This is a genomic window from Mycobacterium asiaticum (genome assembly GCF_001673365.1).
Taxonomy (GTDB): domain Bacteria; phylum Actinomycetota; class Actinomycetes; order Mycobacteriales; family Mycobacteriaceae; genus Mycobacterium; species Mycobacterium asiaticum_A.
In genome coordinates this window covers 1-19,275 of sequence record NZ_LZLS01000092.1, presented here as the reverse complement: position 1 = coordinate 19,275, position 19,275 = coordinate 1, and the positions used below count along the sequence as shown (strand labels likewise).

19 protein-coding genes are annotated in these 19,275 nt (G+C 63.9%); 12 read left to right on the top strand and 7 right to left on the bottom strand.

Annotated features, from left to right (window positions below; translation table 11 throughout):
- Positions 1-53: 53 nt before the first annotated feature.
- The 5 genes from A5634_RS10205 to A5634_RS10185 form a co-directional block, all read right to left on the bottom strand.
- On the bottom strand, positions 54-662 hold the full coding sequence (locus tag A5634_RS10205) for a TetR/AcrR family transcriptional regulator (RefSeq protein WP_065143928.1): 609 nt from the start codon (positions 660-662) through the stop codon (positions 54-56).
- A gap of 62 nt (positions 663-724) precedes the next feature.
- A complete protein-coding gene (locus A5634_RS10200) occupies positions 725-1,885 on the bottom strand; it encodes an AAA family ATPase (protein ID WP_065143927.1) in 1,161 nt (386 codons plus the stop codon).
- Between the two features lie 69 nt (positions 1,886-1,954).
- Positions 1,955-3,601 carry a PecA family PE domain-processing aspartic protease gene (locus tag A5634_RS10195; protein WP_065143926.1) on the bottom strand — a complete coding sequence of 549 codons (1,647 nt, stop codon included), beginning with the start codon at positions 3,599-3,601 and terminating at the stop codon, positions 1,955-1,957.
- 132 nt (positions 3,602-3,733) lie between these two features.
- Positions 3,734-5,155 (bottom strand): Re/Si-specific NAD(P)(+) transhydrogenase subunit beta, encoded by a 1,422-nt coding sequence (gene pntB, locus A5634_RS10190; protein ID WP_065143925.1) that lies wholly within the window; start codon positions 5,153-5,155, stop codon positions 3,734-3,736.
- 29 nt (positions 5,156-5,184) lie between these two features.
- Positions 5,185-6,723 carry a Re/Si-specific NAD(P)(+) transhydrogenase subunit alpha gene (locus A5634_RS10185; protein ID WP_065143924.1) on the bottom strand — a complete coding sequence of 513 codons (1,539 nt, stop codon included), beginning with the start codon at positions 6,721-6,723 and terminating at the stop codon, positions 5,185-5,187.
- A gap of 175 nt (positions 6,724-6,898) precedes the next feature.
- On the opposite strand from A5634_RS10185, the gene A5634_RS10180 reads away from it, so the two are divergent.
- The 7 genes from A5634_RS10180 (at position 6,899) to A5634_RS10145 (ending at position 11,609) form a co-directional block, all read left to right on the top strand.
- Entirely contained in the window at positions 6,899-7,912 is a 1,014-nt protein-coding gene (locus A5634_RS10180; RefSeq protein WP_065143923.1) for a CobW family GTP-binding protein, read from the top strand.
- A 26-nt stretch (positions 7,913-7,938) separates the two neighbouring features.
- Positions 7,939-8,766: an acyl-CoA thioesterase gene (locus A5634_RS10175; RefSeq protein WP_065143922.1), complete on the top strand. Its 828-nt coding sequence runs from the start codon at positions 7,939-7,941 to the stop codon at positions 8,764-8,766.
- Between the two features lie 51 nt (positions 8,767-8,817).
- A complete protein-coding gene (locus tag A5634_RS10170) occupies positions 8,818-9,813 on the top strand; it encodes a glycoside hydrolase family 6 protein (RefSeq protein ID WP_065143943.1) in 996 nt (331 codons plus the stop codon).
- Between the two features lie 59 nt (positions 9,814-9,872).
- Positions 9,873-10,235: a hypothetical protein gene (locus A5634_RS10165; RefSeq protein WP_155769465.1), complete on the top strand. Its 363-nt coding sequence runs from the start codon at positions 9,873-9,875 to the stop codon at positions 10,233-10,235.
- Between the two features lie 283 nt (positions 10,236-10,518).
- Positions 10,519-10,863 carry a type II toxin-antitoxin system PemK/MazF family toxin gene (locus A5634_RS10155; protein WP_065143919.1) on the top strand — a complete coding sequence of 115 codons (345 nt, stop codon included), beginning with the start codon at positions 10,519-10,521 and terminating at the stop codon, positions 10,861-10,863.
- 193 nt (positions 10,864-11,056) lie between these two features.
- Positions 11,057-11,338: a type II toxin-antitoxin system Phd/YefM family antitoxin gene (locus tag A5634_RS10150; RefSeq protein ID WP_065143918.1), complete on the top strand. Its 282-nt coding sequence runs from the start codon at positions 11,057-11,059 to the stop codon at positions 11,336-11,338.
- 7 nt (positions 11,339-11,345) lie between these two features.
- Positions 11,346-11,609 (top strand): type II toxin-antitoxin system RelE family toxin, encoded by a 264-nt coding sequence (locus A5634_RS10145; protein ID WP_065143917.1) that lies wholly within the window; start codon positions 11,346-11,348, stop codon positions 11,607-11,609.
- Positions 11,610-12,106: 497 nt separating this feature from the next.
- Here A5634_RS10145 and A5634_RS10140 read toward each other — a convergent pair whose 3' ends face one another.
- Positions 12,107-13,150 carry a helix-turn-helix domain-containing protein gene (locus tag A5634_RS10140; protein WP_065143916.1) on the bottom strand — a complete coding sequence of 348 codons (1,044 nt, stop codon included), beginning with the start codon at positions 13,148-13,150 and terminating at the stop codon, positions 12,107-12,109.
- A complete protein-coding gene (locus tag A5634_RS10135; RefSeq protein WP_065143915.1) occupies positions 13,147-13,767 on the bottom strand; it encodes a hypothetical protein in 621 nt (206 codons plus the stop codon). The genes A5634_RS10140 and A5634_RS10135 overlap by 4 nt, the downstream gene beginning before the upstream one ends.
- Before the next feature lie 406 nt (positions 13,768-14,173).
- Here A5634_RS10135 and istA point away from each other — a divergent pair, with 406 nt between their 5' ends.
- The 5 genes from istA to A5634_RS10110 all read left to right on the top strand — a co-directional run.
- Positions 14,174-15,712, top strand: a complete 1,539-nt coding sequence (gene istA, locus A5634_RS10130) for an IS21 family transposase (RefSeq protein ID WP_065143914.1) — start codon at positions 14,174-14,176, stop codon at positions 15,710-15,712.
- Positions 15,713-15,774: 62 nt separating this feature from the next.
- Positions 15,775-16,530 (top strand): IS21-like element helper ATPase IstB, encoded by a 756-nt coding sequence (gene istB / locus A5634_RS10125; RefSeq protein WP_065143913.1) that lies wholly within the window; start codon positions 15,775-15,777, stop codon positions 16,528-16,530.
- 108 nt (positions 16,531-16,638) lie between these two features.
- Complete coding sequence (locus A5634_RS10120; RefSeq protein WP_155769464.1) at positions 16,639-17,163, top strand: hypothetical protein; 525 nt, start codon at positions 16,639-16,641, stop codon at positions 17,161-17,163.
- The gene (locus A5634_RS10115) at positions 17,156-18,157 is read left to right on the top strand and encodes a hypothetical protein (protein ID WP_065143911.1); all 1,002 of its coding nucleotides are present in this window, start codon (positions 17,156-17,158) and stop codon (positions 18,155-18,157) included. The genes A5634_RS10120 and A5634_RS10115 overlap by 8 nt, the downstream gene beginning before the upstream one ends.
- Before the next feature lie 312 nt (positions 18,158-18,469).
- The coding region (locus A5634_RS10110) for an IS256 family transposase (protein WP_155769463.1) at positions 18,470-19,275 on the top strand (806 nt) is incomplete at its 3' end.

Sequence of the window (19,275 nt, the reverse complement as noted above, 5' to 3'; positions counted from 1 at the left end):
ATGATCTGCATATTTTGCAGATCATGCAAGTTCATGTGTTTTCGGTCACGCCGTTATCCCGAAAAAATGCTGTTGACCAGTGCGGCAGCCCGCTCGACGTAGGGCATCGGCGTGTCGTCGGCGTCCTCAGGTTCGCTGCTCGACCACCGTTCGATGCCCGAACGCACGGCCGTCAACGCCAACGCGGCAATCAGCGCTGCAATCTCGTCGTCGGACGGCATCCCCTGGCGTTTGGCGACGATGTCGGTCAACTGCGTCTGAAAACGTTCGAGGTCCGCCAGGAATGCCGCCAAGACCGCCGGGGTGGTTTTCGCCAGGTCGAGCATGCAAACCGCCTGTTCACGCTGCGGGGGCATGTCCCGCAGATGGTGGGCAGCCAAGGTGATCAACTCGGCCAGAACCGCCGAATACGGGGCAGGTCCGGCGGCGACGAAATCGGCGGCCAACTCGGCCGGCAGGTCCGAGGGACCGTAGGCGATGGCGGCTTCCTTGTTGGGGAAGTAGTTGAAGAAAGTGCGGGTGGAGATACCCGCCTGGACGCAGATTTCCTCGATGGTGACCTTGTCCCAACCCCTGGCTTGCGCCAGGCGCACGGCGGCACCGCGGATGTCCGCGCTGGTCTGCCGGCGGCGACGTTCGCGCAGACCTAACTGATTGGCCATGCCTCCCATATTTGCATGGAATGCACACATTGCACGCAAATCATGGATGCGGGGGGCTCCGGCTACCGCTTGCCCCAGTCCCACGGCGGCGTCGTCAGCAAACTCTGGCCCGTGATGCGGGTCTCGCCAAAATCCTTGTACAGTTCGATCTCCGCGGTGTCCGCGCTGTCGAGGAATTCGAGCAGCGAACGGGAGTGCGTGACGACGATGACCTGGGTATGGTCGGCCGCGACGCGGATCAGCGAAGCCAGCGGGCCGACCAGGCTGGGGTGCAATGACGTTTCCGGTTCGTTGAGCACCATCAGTGACGGCCGTTGCGGGCTGAGCAAAGCGGCGGCCCACAGCAGGAATCGCAGTGTGCCATCGGACAATTCGGCCGCGCGCAGTGGCCGCAGCATGCCGCGCTGGTGCAGCTGCAGGTCGAACAGACCGCTGTTGACGTCGACGGAGACGGTGGCACCGTCGAACGCGTCGGCGACGATTCGGCTCAGGTCGTCGAATCCCGCCTCGATGATCGTCTGGATGGCCGCGGCCAAGTCGGCGCCGTCATCGGAGAGCACCGGAGTGCGGGTGCCGACCTGCGGTAGTCGCGCGGGTGCGGCGGCGTCAACCCTGAAGCCGTCGTAGAAGCGCCACCCCCGGAGCCTTTCGCGCACGGCGGCAAGCTCTGGAAGTGCTTGCGGGTGCGCATATTCGGCCAGCACGCTGCGGTAGGACGGCAAGTTTCGGCACAGCTCGTCGAACCCACCGCCGAAATCGCTACTGACTTCGGCGAATTCGCGGGTGCGACGCACCAACGTGGTGGCGCGCCGCAGCACCGGGCCGACGAACAATGCCTCCCGCTTGATCTCCGGGTCGCGGGTGAAGGCAGTCAGGCATTCCGAGGTCTGAGGTACGCCGAGGTCGACCAGATAGCCGAAATCATCTGCGGCGAAACCGAGTTCGAGCGAAACCGGGCGAGTGCGCACGGTGCCCTGTGTCTTGCCTTGCTTGCGTGCGCCGCCCAGCTGCTCGGGCCCGGCCCACAGCACCGACTCCAGCCCGCCCTCGCGCGCGAGCGAGCCGATCACTTCGCCACGGCCGCAATCGGCCAGCAGGCGCAGCGCGCGGTACACCGACGATTTCCCGGTGCCGTTGGCGCCGGTGACCACGGACAGCCGGCCCAGCGGCAGCACGATCTCGCGCAGGGAGCGGTAGCCGCGCACCGCGATCGTCTGCAACATGGAGCTGACTCTATCGGCGGGTGCCGACAGGTCCCGAACTAGCGGTGTGGCAACGTTATTCGAGGCGCGCTAGTTGTTGGCGATTGTCCTGCCACCGGGTGTGGTGAAGTCGATGTAGATGGGTTGGTCAAAGAACGGTTTGAACCCGGTGTTCATCAGGCCTGACGAAATGACCGTCGGCTTGTATTGCGTTGAGTTGAATTCATACAGCATGTCTGGGCCGGCCTCGGTTGTGTAGAACTGGTAATTGCCCGCCGGCAGGCTCGAGGCGCCGCCAATCGCAGCCGACGGCATGGTGCCATACACGCCGCCAGAGTCGATGATCGATGGGACCGGTATGCGAGTCGCGCCGTTATCTGTCGACATCCACAGGGTGGTGATCGGAGATCCGCCGGGAACGACGAAGTTCTGCGGCCCCGGGTTGGGGCCGAAGTGCAACTTCTCGTTGTACATGTCAATGAGCACGCCCTGGTTGAGGTTGCCCGGCAATGCCAGGTTTGGAATGCTCGGGCCCGGTCCGACCGCGTTCGGGCCGACGCCCAACACGCCGTCCACACCGGCGGATGCGAAGTAAGCATCGAACGGGGTGGTGAACGGGTTCTTCAAGAACTCGGTGAAGTAGGCGTTGATGGCAAATGGAGTCGTCGGGAGCGAGAACAGGACGACATTGACGTTGGTGGGCGCGGTGACGATGCCGTTTCCGAAGTCCACCGTCGTCGGCCAGCTGGCGTAGATGTAGGTCAGGCCACCGCTGTAGCCGCTGATGTTGATCCCGGTCGGAATGCCCATCCGCAGCAAACCGGGCAGCCCGCCGACATCTTGGGGTTGAAGAACCAGCCCGGCGGACCCGGTGTCGACCAGGATGGGGGCCGAGGGTCCGCCGTTGACCGACATATTGACCACCGGCTCGGTGCCAACCAGGGTCGGCATCGCAACGCTCCTGCCGTCCCAACCGGCGCCGCTGAAACCGTGATTGCCAAAGATCGCGCCGCCGTGCCCGCCGGTGCCGCCATACCCGCGCGGTAAGGCCAAATTGTCGGTAAGGCCGCCGGGGCCGCCATTGCCACCCGAACCCAGCAGGTAGGCCACCCCGCCGGCACCGCCTGCCCCGCCTAAACTGCCTCCGACGCCCCCAGGCCCGGCGTTGCCGTAGAGCCATCCGCCGTTCCCACCGGCCCCGCCGGTCGCGGTGGCCCCGGCACTACCACCGGCTCCTCCGTTGCCGATAAGTCCGGCCGAGCCGCCATTCCCACCAGGCACCCCCGCACCAGACTGGGAATAACCGGCGCCGCCGCTGCCCCACAAAATCCCGCCGGCCCCGCCGTTCGGACTCGCGGCCGTCCCCGCCGCTCCGTCACCGATCAGCGGACGTCCCAACAGCAACTGGGTAGGCGCGTTGATCACACCTAGTACGCCGTCAAGCAGCGGCACGCTGGCTGCTGCCTCGGCCGTCGCATACGACCCCGCCGCCGAACCCAGCAGCAGCTGAAACTGCTGCTGAAACGCGCTGAGCTGGGTGTTCAGAGCCTGATATTCGCGACCGAATCCGGAGAACAGCGCTGCGACCGCGGTCGAGACCTCGTCAGCTGCGGCGGTGGCGATGCCAGTGGTCGGAAGGGCCGCGGCGGCATTGGCCGCGTTCAACGCCGAACCGATGCTTTCCAGATCCGCTGCCGCCGCCGTCACCCAGTCGGGAGCCACGGCTAGAAACGACACTTTGCCCCCTCCACGTCAAACAGCGTGCTGCACGCCGAGCACCAAGCGTATCCAGTTCCCGTCCCGGCATTTGGCCTTTTGGCACACCGGTACACGCGACATCAAAAATTCACATGAACCGCTGCCACCGGGCTACAGGGCCGCCAGGATCGCTTCCACCCTGTCGCGCGCGTCGCCGAACAGCATGGCGGTGTTTTCGCGGAAGAACAGCGGGTTCTGCACGCCGGCGTAGCCGGACGCCATGGACCGCTTGAACACGATGACGTTGTCGGCTTCCCAGACCGTCAGGACCGGCATGCCAGCGATGGGGCTGCCCGGGTCCTCGGCCGCGGCCGGGTTGACGGTGTCATTGGCACCGATGACCAGCACCACCGCGGTGTCGGAGAAGTCGTCGTTGATCTCGTCCATTTCCAGCACGATGTCGTAGGGGACCTTCGCCTCGGCCAGCAGCACGTTCATGTGGCCGGGCAGGCGGCCCGCGACGGGGTGGATACCGAACCGGACCTCGACGCCGCGCGCCCGCAGCTTGCGGGTCAAGTCGGCCACGGGGTTCTGGGCCTGCGCGACGGCCATCCCGTAGCCCGGCGTGATGATCACCGAATCGGCCGAACCCAGCATCTCGGCAACGCTTTCGGCGGTGATTTCCCGGTGCTCGCCGTAGTCCTTGTCGTCAGACGGGCCGGCCTCGATGCCGAAGCCGCCGGCGATCACCGAGATGAACGACCGGTTCATCGCCTTGCACATGATGTAGGACAGGTAGGCACCGGACGAGCCGACCAGGGCGCCGGTGATGATGAGCAGGTCATTGCTGAGCAGGAAGCCGGAAGCGGCCGCCGCCCAGCCGGAGTAGCTGTTCAGCATCGAAACCACGACGGGCATGTCGCCGCCACCGATGGACGCGACCAGATGCCAGCCGAGCAGGAGAGCGAGCGCGGTGACCGCGGCCAGGAGCCAGATCGTCGGGTTGATCACGAACCAGACGGTGAGCGCACCGAAGAGCACCAGCGCACCGACGTTGAGGAAGTTCTTGCCCGGCAACATCATCGGACTCGAACTGATCCGGGCCGACAACTTCAGATTCGCCACGATTGAACCGGTGAAGGTCACCGCCCCGATGAAGACCCCGATGACGACCTCGGCCGAGTGGATCCCGGCCAGCCCTTCGGCTTGAAGTTTGGCGGCCTCGACGCCACCGGGATTGTTCTCGACGTCCAGGTAGCCGTTCCAGCCGACCAGCACCGCGGCCAGACCGACGAAGGAGTGCAGTAGCGCGATCAGTTCGGGCATGCCGGTCATCTCGACCACCCGGGCACGCCACAAGCCAATTGCGGCCCCGACGGCCACGGCGCCGATCAGCAGCGCCACTCCCAGTGGCTCGATGCGGCGATCGACGGCCAGCGCGATGGTCGCGACCAGCGCTACCGCCATGCCGAAGGTGCCGAAAAGGTTCCCGGCTCTTGATGTTTCGTGCTTGGACAGCCCGGCCAGCGCCAGGATGAAAAGCAGGGCCGCGACGACGTAGGCAGCGGTGGCGGCGGTTTCTACGGTGAACAAGAAAGGATCCTTCGCTTAGGTGCGCAGGCTCAGCTGCGGGAGAACATGGCCAGCATTCGTCGTGTCACCGCGAAGCCGCCGAAGATGTTGATGCTGGCCAGCAAGATCGCCACGCCCGACACCACGGTTACCGCGAGGTCGTGGCGGCCGATCTGCAGCAGGGCGCCCAGCACGATGATTCCGGAGATGGCGTTGGTCACCGACATCAGCGGTGTGTGCAGCGCGTGGTGGACGTGGCCGATCACGTAATAGCCGATCACGATGGCCAGCGCGAAGACCGTCAGGTGCACTTGCAGCGCGGCTGGGGAGATCGCGACGAGCACGAACAGCAGAGCGGCCGCCACCAGGGTGGTGCTCAGTCGCCGCTTGGTGGACATCTTCGCCTTGGGGTGTGACTCCTTGGCCGGTGCGGCGGCCGCCGCCGGTACGGCCGGGGTTGCCGATACCTGCACGGGTGGGGGAGGCCAGGTGGATTCGCCATTGCGGACGACGGTGATCGACCGCTGCACGACGTCGTCGAAGTCCAGGACGAGTTGACCGTCCTTCTCCGGGGTCATCAACTTGAGCAGGTTGACCAGGTTCGTGCCATACAACTGGGAGGACTGGGCCGGTAACCGTCCGGCCAGGTCGGTGTAGCCGATGATCGTCACGTCGTTGTCAGTGACCACCACCTGGTCTTTCACGGTGCCTTCGACGTTGCCGCCGTTGGCGGCGGCCATGTCGACGATGACGCTGCCCGGCGTCATCGCGGCGACCATGTCCGCGGTGATGATCCGCGGCGCGGGTTTACCCGGGATCAGTGCGGTGGTGACGATGATGTCGACGTCCTTGCTCTGCTCGGCGTACAGCTGGGCCTCGCGAGCCTTGTAGTCGTCGCTCATCTCCTTGGCGTATCCGGTGCTGGATACCTCTGTTTCGGTGGAGTCGATCGAAATATATTCGCCGCCAAGGGATTTGACCTGATCGGCGACCTCGGGGCGGGGGTCGGTAGCGCGCACGATGGCGCCCAGGCTGCCCGCCGCTCCGATCGCCGAAAGGCCCGCTACCCCCGCTCCCACGACGAGCACCTTGGCAGGCGGGACCTTGCCCGCGGCGGTCACCTGACCGGTGAAGAACCGGCCGAAAGCGTGTGCCGCCTCGATCACGGCTCGGTAGCCGGCGATGTTGGCCATCGACGACAAGACGTCCAGCGACTGGGCCCGGGAGATACGAGGCACCGCATCCATCGCCAGCACCGTGATCGGACGGGTCGACAACTTCTCGACAAGGTCGGGGTTCAGCCCGGGGGAGATGAGGCCGACAATGGTCGCCCCCTCCTTGGCCGCGGCGATCTCGTCGTCGTTGGGTGCGTTCACCTTCAATATGATGTCGGCGTTCCAGGTCTGATCAAACGACCCGATTTCGGCGCCGGCCTCGACGTATGCGTCGTCCAAGAAGCTCGCGGCGGCACCGGCCTCGGATTCGACGACCACCGAGTAGCCGAGCTTGATGAGCTGCCCGACGGTCTGCGGCGTGGCGGCGACGCGAGTCTCACCGGGTGAGGACTCGCGTGGTATTCCGATGATCACTTGCGTGGGGTCCGTTCGGTTGGTTGAGCGCAGGGGGGATGCGCGTCTGCGTTCACAAATCGCCGCAAAGCCTACGGCACAGTAGCCATACCTAAGAAAACAGAATGAGTCATCACACACTGGCCTCGTCGAAGTTGCGCACCTCGCTGTGTAGCGGTCCGATAGCGTTGCCCCGGTGTCTGCGATACCGGTCATCGCGCTCACGGGTCATCTCGGCGCAGGCAAGACCACGCTGCTTAACCACCTGCTGCGTAGCCCTGGGACGCGCATCGGCGTCGTCGTCAACGACTTCGGCGAACTCAACGTCGACGCGGGGCTGGTCGCGGGCCAGATCGACGAGCCCGCATCGATCGCCGGCGGATGTATCTGCTGCCTGCCCGACGACGGAGGCCTCGACGACGCCCTTGCCAAGCTCGCCGACCCGGCACGCCGGCTCGATGCCATCCTCGTCGAAGCTAGCGGCCTGGCCGACCCGGTGGCGATTGCGCGCATCATCGGATTCAGCAAGCTATCCGGGGTCCGGCCCGGCGGCCTCGTCGACGTCATCGACGCCGCGAACCACTTCGACACCGTCGACCGCACCGACCTGCCGCCCGCACGGTACGGCGCAGCGTCGCTGATCGTGGTCAACAAGCTCGACCGGGTGCCCGAAGCTCAACAGCCCGAAATCCTGCAACGTGTCAAAGAGCGAGTGGCGCAACGTAACCCGCGCGTGCAGGTGGTGGGCACCACGGGTGGCCGGATCGATCCCGCGCTGTTGTTCGACGCGACTGAGTCGGTTGAGGAACAGGCGGGTCAACTTTCGTTTCGAGAGTTGTTGGTCGAGTCCGACGAACCACACGATCACGTCCACGCCGACGCCGTCACCGTCCGCAGCGCCGGTTGTGTCGACCTCGACGCGCTTTTTGACCTACTCGAACAGCCACCTTCTGGTGTCTTCCGATTGAAAGGCGTGGTGGCGGTGCAGCACGGCGCGTCTGTCAAGACCTACGTCGTCAACTTGGTGGGCGATGCGATCCACGTCGGCAAGGCGCCACCGCACCTGGCGAACACTCTGGTGGCGATCGGCATGCATCTGGACGTGACGGCCGTGCGCGAACGCCTGGATCGCGTCGTGCGGTCAGGCGCCGCGCCCGCATCGGCGTCCGCGCTGCGCCGGCTGCAGCGGTACCGGCGGCTCAGCGGCTGAGGGTCGGTCCGGCAAGATACGTCCCGATGTCATCCTCACTGGGCGCCGTGCTTGCCACCCTCGAGTTGGAGCAAGTCGAGAACTGGCGTTTCGTCGGACAGCAATTGCCCGCACCGGCCAACCACATCCTGGGCGGTCATATCTCGGCGCAGGCCCTGCTGGCAGCTAGTCATACCGCGCCGGGTCGGGCACCTCACAGTGTCCACACCTACTTTCTGCGGCCGGGGGATTCTCGTCGGCCGGTGGAGTTCGAGGTGGTCGACCTTCAAGAAGGACGGACGTTCTCCGCACGGCGGGTCACCGCACGCCAGGACGACAAGATCCTGATGGAGGCCATGTCTTCGTTCAAAGTCGCCGATCCCGCGTCCGCTCAGGTCACCTACCAGCCGCAGATTCCGCAGGTGCCCGCACCGGAGGCGTTACCGTGGGCGGCCCCGCACCTTGCCGAGTCCGACGAGAAAACCAGGGGACGGTGGGCAAGCCTGCGTTGGTTCGAGCGCCGCATTATCGACACCGAGATCGCGCCGCCGGCGCGGTCGCCGATGTGGGTGCGCCCGGACGGCACGGTCCCCGACGACCCGGTGCTCAGCGCAAGTCTGGTGGCCTACCTGTCGGCGGTGACGCTGACCGAGCCGGCTTTCACCGCCCGCGGCGGCGTAGGTGAATCGGCGCAACGCGACCATTCGGTGTGGTTTCACGCGCCGGCATTGCTATCGGATTGGCTTCTCTACCAACGGTCTTCACCCAGTAGCGCCGATTCACTCGCGCTGGCGAACGGAACGATGTTCAACCGCAACGGGGACCTGGTGTGCACGGTGCGACAAGAGATGTACTTTCCGCCGCACCGCAACTAGATCCGCGGTTCACTGGCGAAGATCACGATTGGGCACTAGTTTGCTCTCGTGATGTTCTCAGCTGCTCGTGCAGTCACTCGCTGGTTCACCCCGTTGCTTGCCGTTGCGGCCCTTGTCGGCGTAGGTCTGGTTAGCCACCCGACGGCCGCCCCGTCGATGCGACTGGTGGATGCGTCCAACCCGCTCGAGGGACAGTCCTTCTACGTCGACCCCGCCTCAGCCGCCATGGGCGCCGCGCGCAGCGCCGGTAGTCCGCAGCTGACCGCTATCGCCAACACCCCGCAGGCTTACTGGCTCGACCACGCCTTTTCGGCCGGTTCGGTCGGTGGCACGGTCGCCAGGTACGCCGGCGCCGCGCAGGCTGCCGGCAGCATGCCTATCTTCGCCCTGTATGGAATCCCGCATCGCGACTGCGGCAGTTATGCCTCCGGTGGGTTTGCCTCCGGCGCCGACTACCGCGGCTGGATCGACGGTATTGCCAGCGGCCTGGGCGGTTCGCCGGCGGTGATCATCGTCGAACCCGACGCGCTCGCAATGGCCGACTGCCTCTCGGCCGACCAACGCCAAGAGCGGTACGACCTGATCCGCTACGCGGTTGACACCCTGACCCGCGATCCCGCTGCTGCTGTCTACGTCGACGGCGGACACTCGCGCTGGGTGAGTGCCGAGGAGATCTCCAACAGGCTCAACCAGGCCGGTGTCGGCCGGGCGCGCGGCTTCAGCCTCAACGTGTCCAACTTCTTCACCACCGATGAGGAAATCGGCTACGGCGAAGCGGTTTCGGGAATGACCGGCGGTGCGCACTACGTGATCGACACCGGTCGCAACGGCGTCGGACCCGCGCCCGACTCTGCGCTGAGCTGGTGCAACCCCAGCGGTCGCGCGTTGGGCACCCCGCCCACCACGGCTACCGCGGGAGCGCATGCCGACGCCTACCTGTGGATCAAGCGTCCCGGCGAATCGGATGGGTCTTGCAATGGTGGTCCCGCGGCGGGTCGCTTTGTCAGCCAGTACGCCATCGATCTGGCAGCCAACGCGGGGCAGTAGGAGCTTTCGATCTCCTTCTTTCAGCGGTAGCTTTTGAGCCAGCGTTGAAGGAGGGCAGGGTGAAAATCTCCTTAGTTGCTGCGGCGACTGTGGTGCTGGGGGCGTGCGCGCTACCGCTCGCTCCGATGGCCTACGGCGGAGTCGGCATCGCGCCGGTGCCGGCGGCGCCATGCAATCTGCCAACTTCGAAGGGCCTGATCGTCTGGTTGCACGTGCCCGGAGCGCCGGACAGCGCTCGCGCGATGAACGAGTCTGACTTGTACAACTGCCGCCCCACGCTCGAAACCTGGCGGGCCGGGCAGCCGTCTGGGCCGGGCTACTGTTCCAAGATCGCGTGGTTTGTCGACAACCCGACCTACGCAGTCAACGTTTCGCCCGCGGCGCCGTTGAACAAAGTCATCGACCAAGTGGGCGACTGCTGAGTTGGTTTGGTCGCGCCTGGCGCATTGAACTGAATCATCCTGCACCGCAGAGGCATTCGTCACAGTGACGTTTACGTTTCGGTCGCACGTCGTGTGGCGGGGCACATGGATGTGTGGTGGGACGGCGCGCGTCGGCACGAGGGCAACGCTACTTAGACGAGTTAGACGCGCAATCTTTGACCGGTCAGATCGACAGTGCCCTAAAGCGCCTTGACGCTACCGACGACGCGGAAGTCGCCGCTGTAGCCGTCGGACACCGGCTTTTGGATGCAATGGACGACGAGTGGTGATCAGCCGAGCTGAGCTCTACTGGGCAGATCTGGGAGCGCCATCCGGTAGCCGACGGGCAAAGCGCCGTCCCGTCCTGGTGATCGAGTCTGATCCATACAACGCCAGCCGCCTTGCGACGGTGATCGCCACGGTGATCACGTCGAACACAGCTTTGGCGGCGATGCCGGGAAACGTGTTCCTGCCCGCCGTAGCGACGGGACTCCCGCACGACTCAGTCGTCAATGTCACCGCACTCGTCACACTCAACAAGACAGACCTGTCGGACCGGATCGGTGACCTACCGGCCAACATCATGGGCGAAGTTGATCGGGGACTCCGACGCGTGCTGAATCTCTGACGTGCCGGACCTCAATGTAACTCGCCACCCGCAACTGGTAATGGTGCGTGCTCGGCATGTGCGAGTTGGCATAGGGGAGCGGATGCGGCCGGGTTTTCAGTCGTCGCGAGATGGCTCGGGGCCAGTGGCGCCCAGGTCTATAGGCCTTGATTACAGCCTGCGGCTGGCTTGTATTTAGGGCTAATATGGTGATATGCGGATTTTGTCGATCTCGAAGATGAAAGACAAGCTCAACGAGTATGTCGACGCGGTCGCCCAAACGCAGGATCAGATCACGATCACCAAGAACGGAGCGCCGGCGGCGGTGCTCGTTGGCGTCGAGGAGTGGGAATCGCTCCAGGAGACGCTGTACTGGCTTTCCCAGCCCGGCATCAAGGAATCGATCGCCGAGGCAGACGCCGACATTGGCGCTGGGCGCACGTACGGTGAGCACGAAATCCGCGCCGAGTTCGGCGTGCCTCGGCACGCCGACTAATGCAGCCGTGGTTTACACGGTTCGGTTCACCGGCACCGCCCGGCGTGACCTGCACAAGCTGCCGCCGCGCGTGCTCTCGGCCGTGATTGAGTTCGCATTCGGCGAGCTGGCGCACGAACCGCGCCGCGTCGGTAAACCACTGCGGCGTGAACTAACCGGACTGTATAGCGCCCGGCGCGGCCCGTACCGCCTGTTGTACCGGATCGATGAGGATCACTCACTGGTGTTGATTCAGCGAGTCGATCATCGCGCGGACGTTTACAGGCGCTGACCCGCAGCCTTGGGTCGATAGCGAAGCCGCGCACAGTCACGCGTCAATTGCCCAGCGGCACACACTAATTCGTCACAGTGACGTTCATGTGCACAGCCAGCGGGCAGGGAGTGAGCCAGTGTGAAGTAAACCTGCTGGCTGGAGCTGAGCGCCATTCCCATCTCGTCACCTAACGGTGAAATTCGGCTATTGGCCGATGCCATAGGAGGTGGGAGCGCCTGTCAGCTGCGCCGACACCGCAATCTGTCCGATCCGGAACTTGTTGAGAGCGCGGCGAAGCTGTCAACTGGGCACTCTCATGTAGTCGTGGACGAAGTGGACCGGCCTTGTCCACAAATACCTGATAGTGCCGGATACTGTCCAGCGAAACCTGAGAGTGCTGGGCGTGCAACTCTATTCGATAGCTGCTGCAGACCGCGGCGGTGTCCGCGCCCGTGGGGCGAATTGCTAACACCAGGCCAGCCTGTCTCAGTAAGCGGCCACGATGCTGTCGCCTTTCAGAGTGCGCGAAGATGGTTCGTGGGGGTTGGCTGGAAGGGATTCTTCGACGGAGACGCTGCGCCGGCTATCTCCGCAATCCGCTCCTCTGTGAATCCCTTCGCCTTGAGCGCATCGCCGATGCGTGTCGGAAACTCGGGACGCTCGCTCGGGAGAAACTCGCTCCCCGGCTCATTCGTTTTCCAGCCACGAGCGTTCATCATCTTGTAGAACCGCGTCCGCTCCTCAGCAGTGACCACCTTGAGCCCATAGGCGCGTTCGAGGAGTGCTTGCATCGAAACCCCCCATTCCCGTTTTAATGCTGCCAGCGTGCCGAGATCGACCTTCCTCAACTCAGGTCGTATCTCATCGAGGGGCATCAAAAGTTCAGCGGCGAAGCGGTTGGCCTCGCCTTCCATATCCTCGGTTGCGATGTTCGAGTGCAGCACCAAGTGGCCGAGTTCGTGAGCCTTGGTGAGACGTTTACGGTCTGGCGGGGCGTTCGCGTTGATCAACATCACAGGGTGGTCGCCGACCCATTGCGACAGCCCATCGATCCGATGCGTACCGAAGTCCTCCTCGAAAACGAGCACCCCTGCACCTTCGAGCCACCGGGTTAAGTTGACGACGGGGCCCAATGGCATCCGCCACTGTGCACGAATCAATCGTGCCGCATGTTGCGCAGGCACATCTTCGGGATCGAATGTTGGAACGTGTTGTTCGCTCATGATCGAGACCTGCTCGAAGAGGAACGACGCGTGTACCCGGAGCAAGTTCAGCCGGGCTTCCATTTGGCGCCATAAGGAAGCTTTAGTGGTCTTTTGCCGACGCATATGGGCGTCGACGCCCAGTGCTCCACGGAAACGGTTGCCATGGGTAAGGAGCTGCTCGGTAACTCCGAGAGCGTTAGCCAGGGCAGCGATTGTCTCCCGTTCTGGCTCGCGATCACCGGCCTCGTAGCGATTGATGGTGGGTTGCGTGGCTCCCACCATGTCGGCGAGTTCGGATTGGGTCAGCCCCCGCGCTTTCCGAGCGATCGCGAGCACATCTCCCAATCCGCTCATGGCGTGCCCGCTTCTCCTTTGTCGTCATCGACCTCGCTTGCAAGATCTCCCAGGTCGATCGTCGGCAGATTCGGCTCAATCGGCGTCCAAGTCACCTTCTCGCCCTCGGCAGGCTCGCTCAATTCGATGGCCCATATGACGTTATCGCTCCCGTCCCGCAGCGAGACAACGGGTGCTTCAATCTCACGGAGCTCGCGGTCCCAGCGGTAGCCCACGGCGATGCGAACCTCTTCGAGGCCGGGCAGCGTGTCGGTGCTTTGCCGCCAGAATTCGATCGCGGTCCGCGTCGGGTAAGTGCTGATTCGGTCGTTGCTGAGGTGACGCTTCACGCGCAACCGAAGGTGAATGCCGATCGCAATCTCCCGGGTGGGGCCACTTTCGATGACGTTGGCTGCGTTCTCAGTTTCGATCAGCGCGATGAGCCGCGCCCAGATGCGATCGTGGATCAGATTCGATAGGCAGCGGGCGTGCATAGTGGGGAACCACCCCGGTCGCCACTCCCGCATGTCGTTGAGGTCGGCGCGAGCGCCACGGACGGCGCTTACCAAGGATTCCAAAAATTTGTCGCCGAGTTCGGCGGCCACTTCTTCATCAGTGGGATAGGGCACTGAAAACATACCGGAAAATATACCGCTAATGTCCGACAGGCTTTCACGTATCGACCGAGACCGGTCCGCTTTGTGTCTTGGGTTCAGACAAACGGGCGTCGTTAGGGCGCGACCAGTGCGGGAAGGATGAATCACGTGCGGCAGCGAACGCGGTGGCTCGATGGCCGGGCATGTCGGACACTGTGCCTACGCTGCGAAGGTACAGAAGGTCCGACGCGAGGAAGCTGTCAACGGTCACGTATTTCCCCAGGTTCGAGGGGTTGTCCGTCAGGTAATTCCTCACCCGCCGTCACGTAATTCCCCACCCTTGGGGCGTGTCCGATCGGGGTTGGGGCGCTGCTCAGGTTCGCTCCGTTCAAGAGCCCCGCCAGGGGGCCTTGGAAGGGGCCTTGAGTTGGCGAGGAGATCGTGGAACGTGACCGACTTCGTGGAGATGTTCCGGCACTGGCATGCCGGCCGATCCCAGGTGCAAATTCATGACGCACTGGGCATCGACCGCAAAACCATCCGCAAATACGTGGCACCGGCGGTCGACGAAGGACTGCAACCCGCACCGGATGAGCCCTTCGATGAGCAGTTGTGGCGGGAACGGATCGGACGCTGGTTTCCCGAACTGGCCGATCCGAGCGTGCGGGCGCTGAGCTGGGATCGGATCGCGGAGCACCGAGACTGGATCGCCGAGCAACTCGACGTGCCGGTCACGGTAGCCACCATCGCCCAACGCCTACGCGATGACCGCGGTGTCGAGGTCTCCGAATCCACAGTGCGGCGTTACATTGCAACGACATTCGCCGAACAGCACCTCGAAGACAAGGTGACCGTGCCCCGCGGCGCAGTCGAACCGGGCAGCGAAGCGCAGATCGACTACGGCAAGTTGGGGATGTGGCTCGATCCCGCGACCGGCCGCCGGGTCGCGGTGTGGGTGTTCGCGATGATCCTGTCGTGCTCCCGCTCCCTGTTCATCCAACCGGTCGTGCGGATGGACCAGACATCCTGGAACGCTTCGCATATCGCGGCATTCGAGTTCTTCGGCGGGGTCCCGGCCCGGCTGGTCTGCGACAATCTCAAAACCGGGGTGATCCGCCCGGACCTCTATGACCCGCTGATCAACCTGGCCTACGGGGAATTGGCGGCGTTCTACGGCACCTTGATCGACCCCGCGCGGGCCAACAAACCCAAGGACAAACCACGCATCGAGCGGCCCATGCCCTACATTCGGGACTCGTTTTTCGCTGGCCGCCACTTCTCGTCATTGCCGCACATGCAGCATGAGGGGCTGCGCTGGGCCACCGAGGTCTACGGCACCCACAAGCATCGCGGCCTCAACGGCGCCACACCCTCGGCTGCATTCGACGCCCTGGAACGCGATGCGTTGATGCCGTTGCCGCGCAGACCGTTTGAGCCTGTGGTTTACACCGTCGGGACGGTGGCGCCGGATTGCCACGTCAAGTCGGGTAAGGCGTTCTACTCGGTGCCGTGGCGGCTGCTGGGCCAAAAAGTCACCGTCCGCGCCGCTGGGGACGTGGTGCAGATCTTCCACCACGATGCGGTGGTAGCCACCCATGTACTGCACTTCTCTGGGCGCTCGACGAACTTCGAGCACTACCCACCGCACAAGGTCGCCCACACCCTGCGCACGGTGACCTGGTGCCGCAGCCAGGCCGAGCTGATCGGACCCGGTGCGGTGGCGATTGTGGCTGAGCTGTCAGAGGTCAATGCGATCCATCGACTGCGCGCGATCCAGGGCATCATCGCGCTGCGTGACCGCTACGGAGCCGGGCGGTTGGACGCCGCCTGCACTCGGGCCCTGGAGGTGGGCGATCCGCGGTATCGCACCGTCAAAGGCATCCTGGCCGCCGGTACCGAAACCGGCGACACCCCTGCGGCAGATTCCCCCACGCCGCCGGCGCTGCTGCGTGGCCCTGAGGCCTTCGACACCGAGCGCACCGCCTGACCGCTGCTGCCCAACATCGCATCCGATTCTGCTGCAACCACATTGACCTGAAAGAGACTGTTGTGACCATTCACGATCCCAGCCTGCGAGCTGCCTTGAAGACCCTGAAGTTGACCGGCATGCTCGATACCCTCGATGCCCGCCTGGCCCAAACCCGTGACGGCAAACTCGGGCACCTGGAGTTTCTGCAGGTGCTTTGCGAAGACGAGATCGGCCGCCGCGAATCGGCTGCCCTGGCCCGGCGGGTCCGCCGCGCCCGCTTCGAGCAACCCAACACTTTCGACGACTTCGATTTCGCCGTCAGCCCGAAACTCCCCGCAGCGATGCTGCGGGACCTGGCCGCACTGCGCTGGCTCGATGCCGGCGAGTCAGTGATCCTCTACGGGCCAGTTGGTGTCGGGAAAACACATGTGGCACAAGCACTTGGCCATCAAGTCGCCCGCCGCGGCGGCGACATCCGCTTCGTCAAATGCTCCCGCATGCTCGCCGACCTCGCCGGCGGCCACGCCGACCGCACCATCGGCCAACGCATGCGCGAATACACCCGACCACTCGTCCTGATCGTCGACGACTTCGCGATGCGGGAACACACCCCAATCCAAAGCGATGATCTCTACGACCTGGTCTCCGACCGGGCCATCGCCGGCAAACCGCTGATCCTCACCAGCAACCGCGCCCCCAAAGATTGGTATCCACTGTTCCCGAACCCGGTCGTCGCCGAATCGCCGCTCGACCGATTGATCAACACCAGCCACCAAGTCCTGATGGACGGACCGTCCTACAGGCCACGGAAACGACCCGGACCCGCCACCACCTGACAACCCCACGAATCGCCCGCTACCCTCACCACAGCAGGGGCCCGAACATGAGGAATTACGTGACGGCGACCCCTGGGGAATTACGTGACCGTCGGCAAGGAAGCCACGATGACGGAGCATTTTCGGCGCTTGCGCCTGTTCCTGGGATCGTTTGCGCTGTTGTTCGTGCTGTTCGCCATTCGATTCGAGACCCTCTGGCTACAGATAGCCTGCGCAGCATTGGCTGTAATCGGATTGGCCGACATGTTGTGGATCGGATTCGTGGTCACTCGCCGGACGGCACCGGATCCGGTCAGGATCGCCAGCGTCGTCGACAGGGGTCCCGAGATCAGTGGCTACTTGGCCACGTATCTGCTGCCGTTCGTCACCGTGTCCGAGCCAAAGATCCGGGATATCTGCGCGTACGTGATATTCCTGGTGGTGTTGGCTGTCGTGTACGTCCGATCCGAGATGACCCAGATCAATCCGACGCTCTACTTATTGGGCCGCCGCGTGATACACGTCAGCACCGAAGGGGGATGGAATGGCCACGTCATCGTGAAATCGCCCTTAGTAGCTCCGGGAAGCGTCTTGCGCGTCGCGTCCCTAAACCCAGCTGTGCGAGTCGAGGTACCAAACGCCACCCATGAGTGAACCTACCTTCGATCCAGACACCCTGGACACTAACGGCGACATGACCTTGCTGTTGGGGAAGCGCACGTCTACCAAGTTCAAGGGGTTTCGGGTCAAGATGCACCACGATGTCCGCGAGACCCTGCGTGCCGTGGCGTTGGAGACTGTACAGAAATTATCCGAGCGGACAGCGGTGGGCTACTCCGACGACCTCGAATTTGACCCCGAGGAACAGTTCATTCTCGTAAAGCGTGACGCGCTGGTCGTGCACCGGCCCGAACCGCCTCGTCGGAGAGGGGCCTCGGAGGCCACCCCTGAATCCACCGTAGAACCGCAAATCATCGAGATGGACCCAGCCGTATTCGAGGTTCTCGATGCTGCTGCGTCGGCCGATCAGATCACCCGTGACGACCTCAAGAAACAGTCGTTCCCGTTCTATGCCGCGGTGATCGGAGATGACCCGGGTAGCCGAATAGTGTTCCTTAAGGAACGCAATCCCTATCAGGTGGGCCAGCTTGGCAAGGTCCTCACCCAGTTCGGAGACGGGCTGCGCCGGCTCACTGAGCCGATCCTGATGTTCGCCACCGACTTCGACATGTTGATCACGCCCGATCACATCGCGATCTTGCGTAAGGAATCGTTCGAGAAACTCTTCCGTGACATCGATGTGCTTCGAGAGCGTATCCCCGTGTGGAGTGGAGCTGCGGTGCAGGCTTTGCCATTAAACGACGAGTCGGCCGCGGTGCTAGAGACGGCCGCCCAGGGGAGCGTCCGCATAGCTAGCCAGCTTCGAGGTCTGCACGAACGTGGCTATCTGGCAAAGACTTACGCCGCTGATCAGCTGCGCGAGAAGATGATTGAGGTCGGACTCGAACACGAACGGTTGCTGCCAGGTGACACCTTGGTCCTTTCCAAGGCCGATGTGCCCGTCGTACTAAAACTGGTCGACGAAAGGCTTTATTTGGGCTGGCACTCCGCGACACCTTGGGACGTCGGCACTCGCGCCCGACGCTAGTGGTGGCTCCTACCCCAGCCACTGGAGGCCGACGACAGCTGCATCAGTTCCGCGTAGTCCGTTGCCACGTCGTACTTTGGAACGCTCTGGAAACCCAAGGCTAATCATCACCTCCAGAAACCCCCGGGCGTTTCATAGCGTGTTGATGCGTCGACCAGGGGGTCCACGATGGCGAGCGAGCAATGATCAATACCTGTGGATGAGCCTCGGCGAGGCGGCCTGAAAGTGGGCGCACCTTCCCGAGGATGATCTTCACGGAATCAGGTATTCGATCAAGACCGGCGTTGGCGCGCTGGTTGGGAAGGTACGCCCATGCTCACGGTAGTTCACGATGCCCAGCAGGCCAACGGCCAGCAGACCGCTGATCGGTCGTTGCTCGACGAGATCGTCCGCGACGGCGCCCGGCAGATGCTGGCCGCCGCGCTGCAGGCCGAGGTCGCCGCCTACGTGGCCCAGTTCGCTGACCAGCTCGACGAGAACGGCCACCGACTGGTGGTGCGCAACGGCTATCACCAGCCGCGTGAGGTGCTCACAGCTGCCGGTGCCGTTGAGGTGAAGGCGCCGCGGGTCAACGACCGCCGTGTCGACCCCGACACGGGCGACCGCCTGCGGTTCTCATCGGCGATCCTGCCGGCGTGGGCACGCAAGTCCCCGCAGGTCAGCGAGGTGCTGCCGCTGCTGTACCTGCACGGGCTGTCGACCAGTGATTTCGGCCCGGCCCTTGAGCAGTTCCTCGGCTCCGGTGCGGGGTTGTCGGCCACCACGATCACCCGCCTGACGGCGCAGTGGCAAGACGAAGCCGCCGCCTTCAGACGCCGGGATCTGTCCAGCACCGACTACGTCTACCTGTGGGTCGACGGTATCCACCTCAAGGTGCGCCTGGACCAGGAGAAGCTGTGCTTGCTGGTGATGCTCGGGGTGCGCGCTGACGGCCGTAAGGAACTCGTGGCAATCACCGACGGCTATCGTGAATCGACGGAGTCCTGGGCTGATCTGCTGCGCGACTGCAAACGCCGCGGGATGACCGCCCCGGTGCTGGCTGTCGGTGACGGCGCACTGGGGTTCTGGAAGGCGGTACGCGAGGTGTTCCCGGCCACACGGGAGCAGCGGTGCTGGTT

Coding starts and splice junctions, on each gene's coding strand:
- A5634_RS10115 (WP_065143911.1), top strand. CDS start 17,156: ATGAGTGAACCTACCTTCGATCCAGACACCCTGGACACTAACGGCGAC.
- A5634_RS10150 (WP_065143918.1), top strand. CDS start 11,057: ATGCGGATTTTGTCGATCTCGAAGATGAAAGACAAGCTCAACGAGTAT.
- A5634_RS10140 (WP_065143916.1), bottom strand. CDS start 13,150: ATGAGCGGATTGGGAGATGTGCTCGCGATCGCTCGGAAAGCGCGGGGG.
- A5634_RS10205 (WP_065143928.1), bottom strand. CDS start 662: ATGGCCAATCAGTTAGGTCTGCGCGAACGTCGCCGCCGGCAGACCAGC.
- A5634_RS10135 (WP_065143915.1), bottom strand. CDS start 13,767: ATGTTTTCAGTGCCCTATCCCACTGATGAAGAAGTGGCCGCCGAACTC.
- A5634_RS10175 (WP_065143922.1), top strand. CDS start 7,939: ATGTCATCCTCACTGGGCGCCGTGCTTGCCACCCTCGAGTTGGAGCAA.
- A5634_RS10200 (WP_065143927.1), bottom strand. CDS start 1,885: ATGTTGCAGACGATCGCGGTGCGCGGCTACCGCTCCCTGCGCGAGATC.
- A5634_RS10120 (WP_155769464.1), top strand. CDS start 16,639: ATGACGGAGCATTTTCGGCGCTTGCGCCTGTTCCTGGGATCGTTTGCG.
- A5634_RS10170 (WP_065143943.1), top strand. CDS start 8,818: ATGTTCTCAGCTGCTCGTGCAGTCACTCGCTGGTTCACCCCGTTGCTT.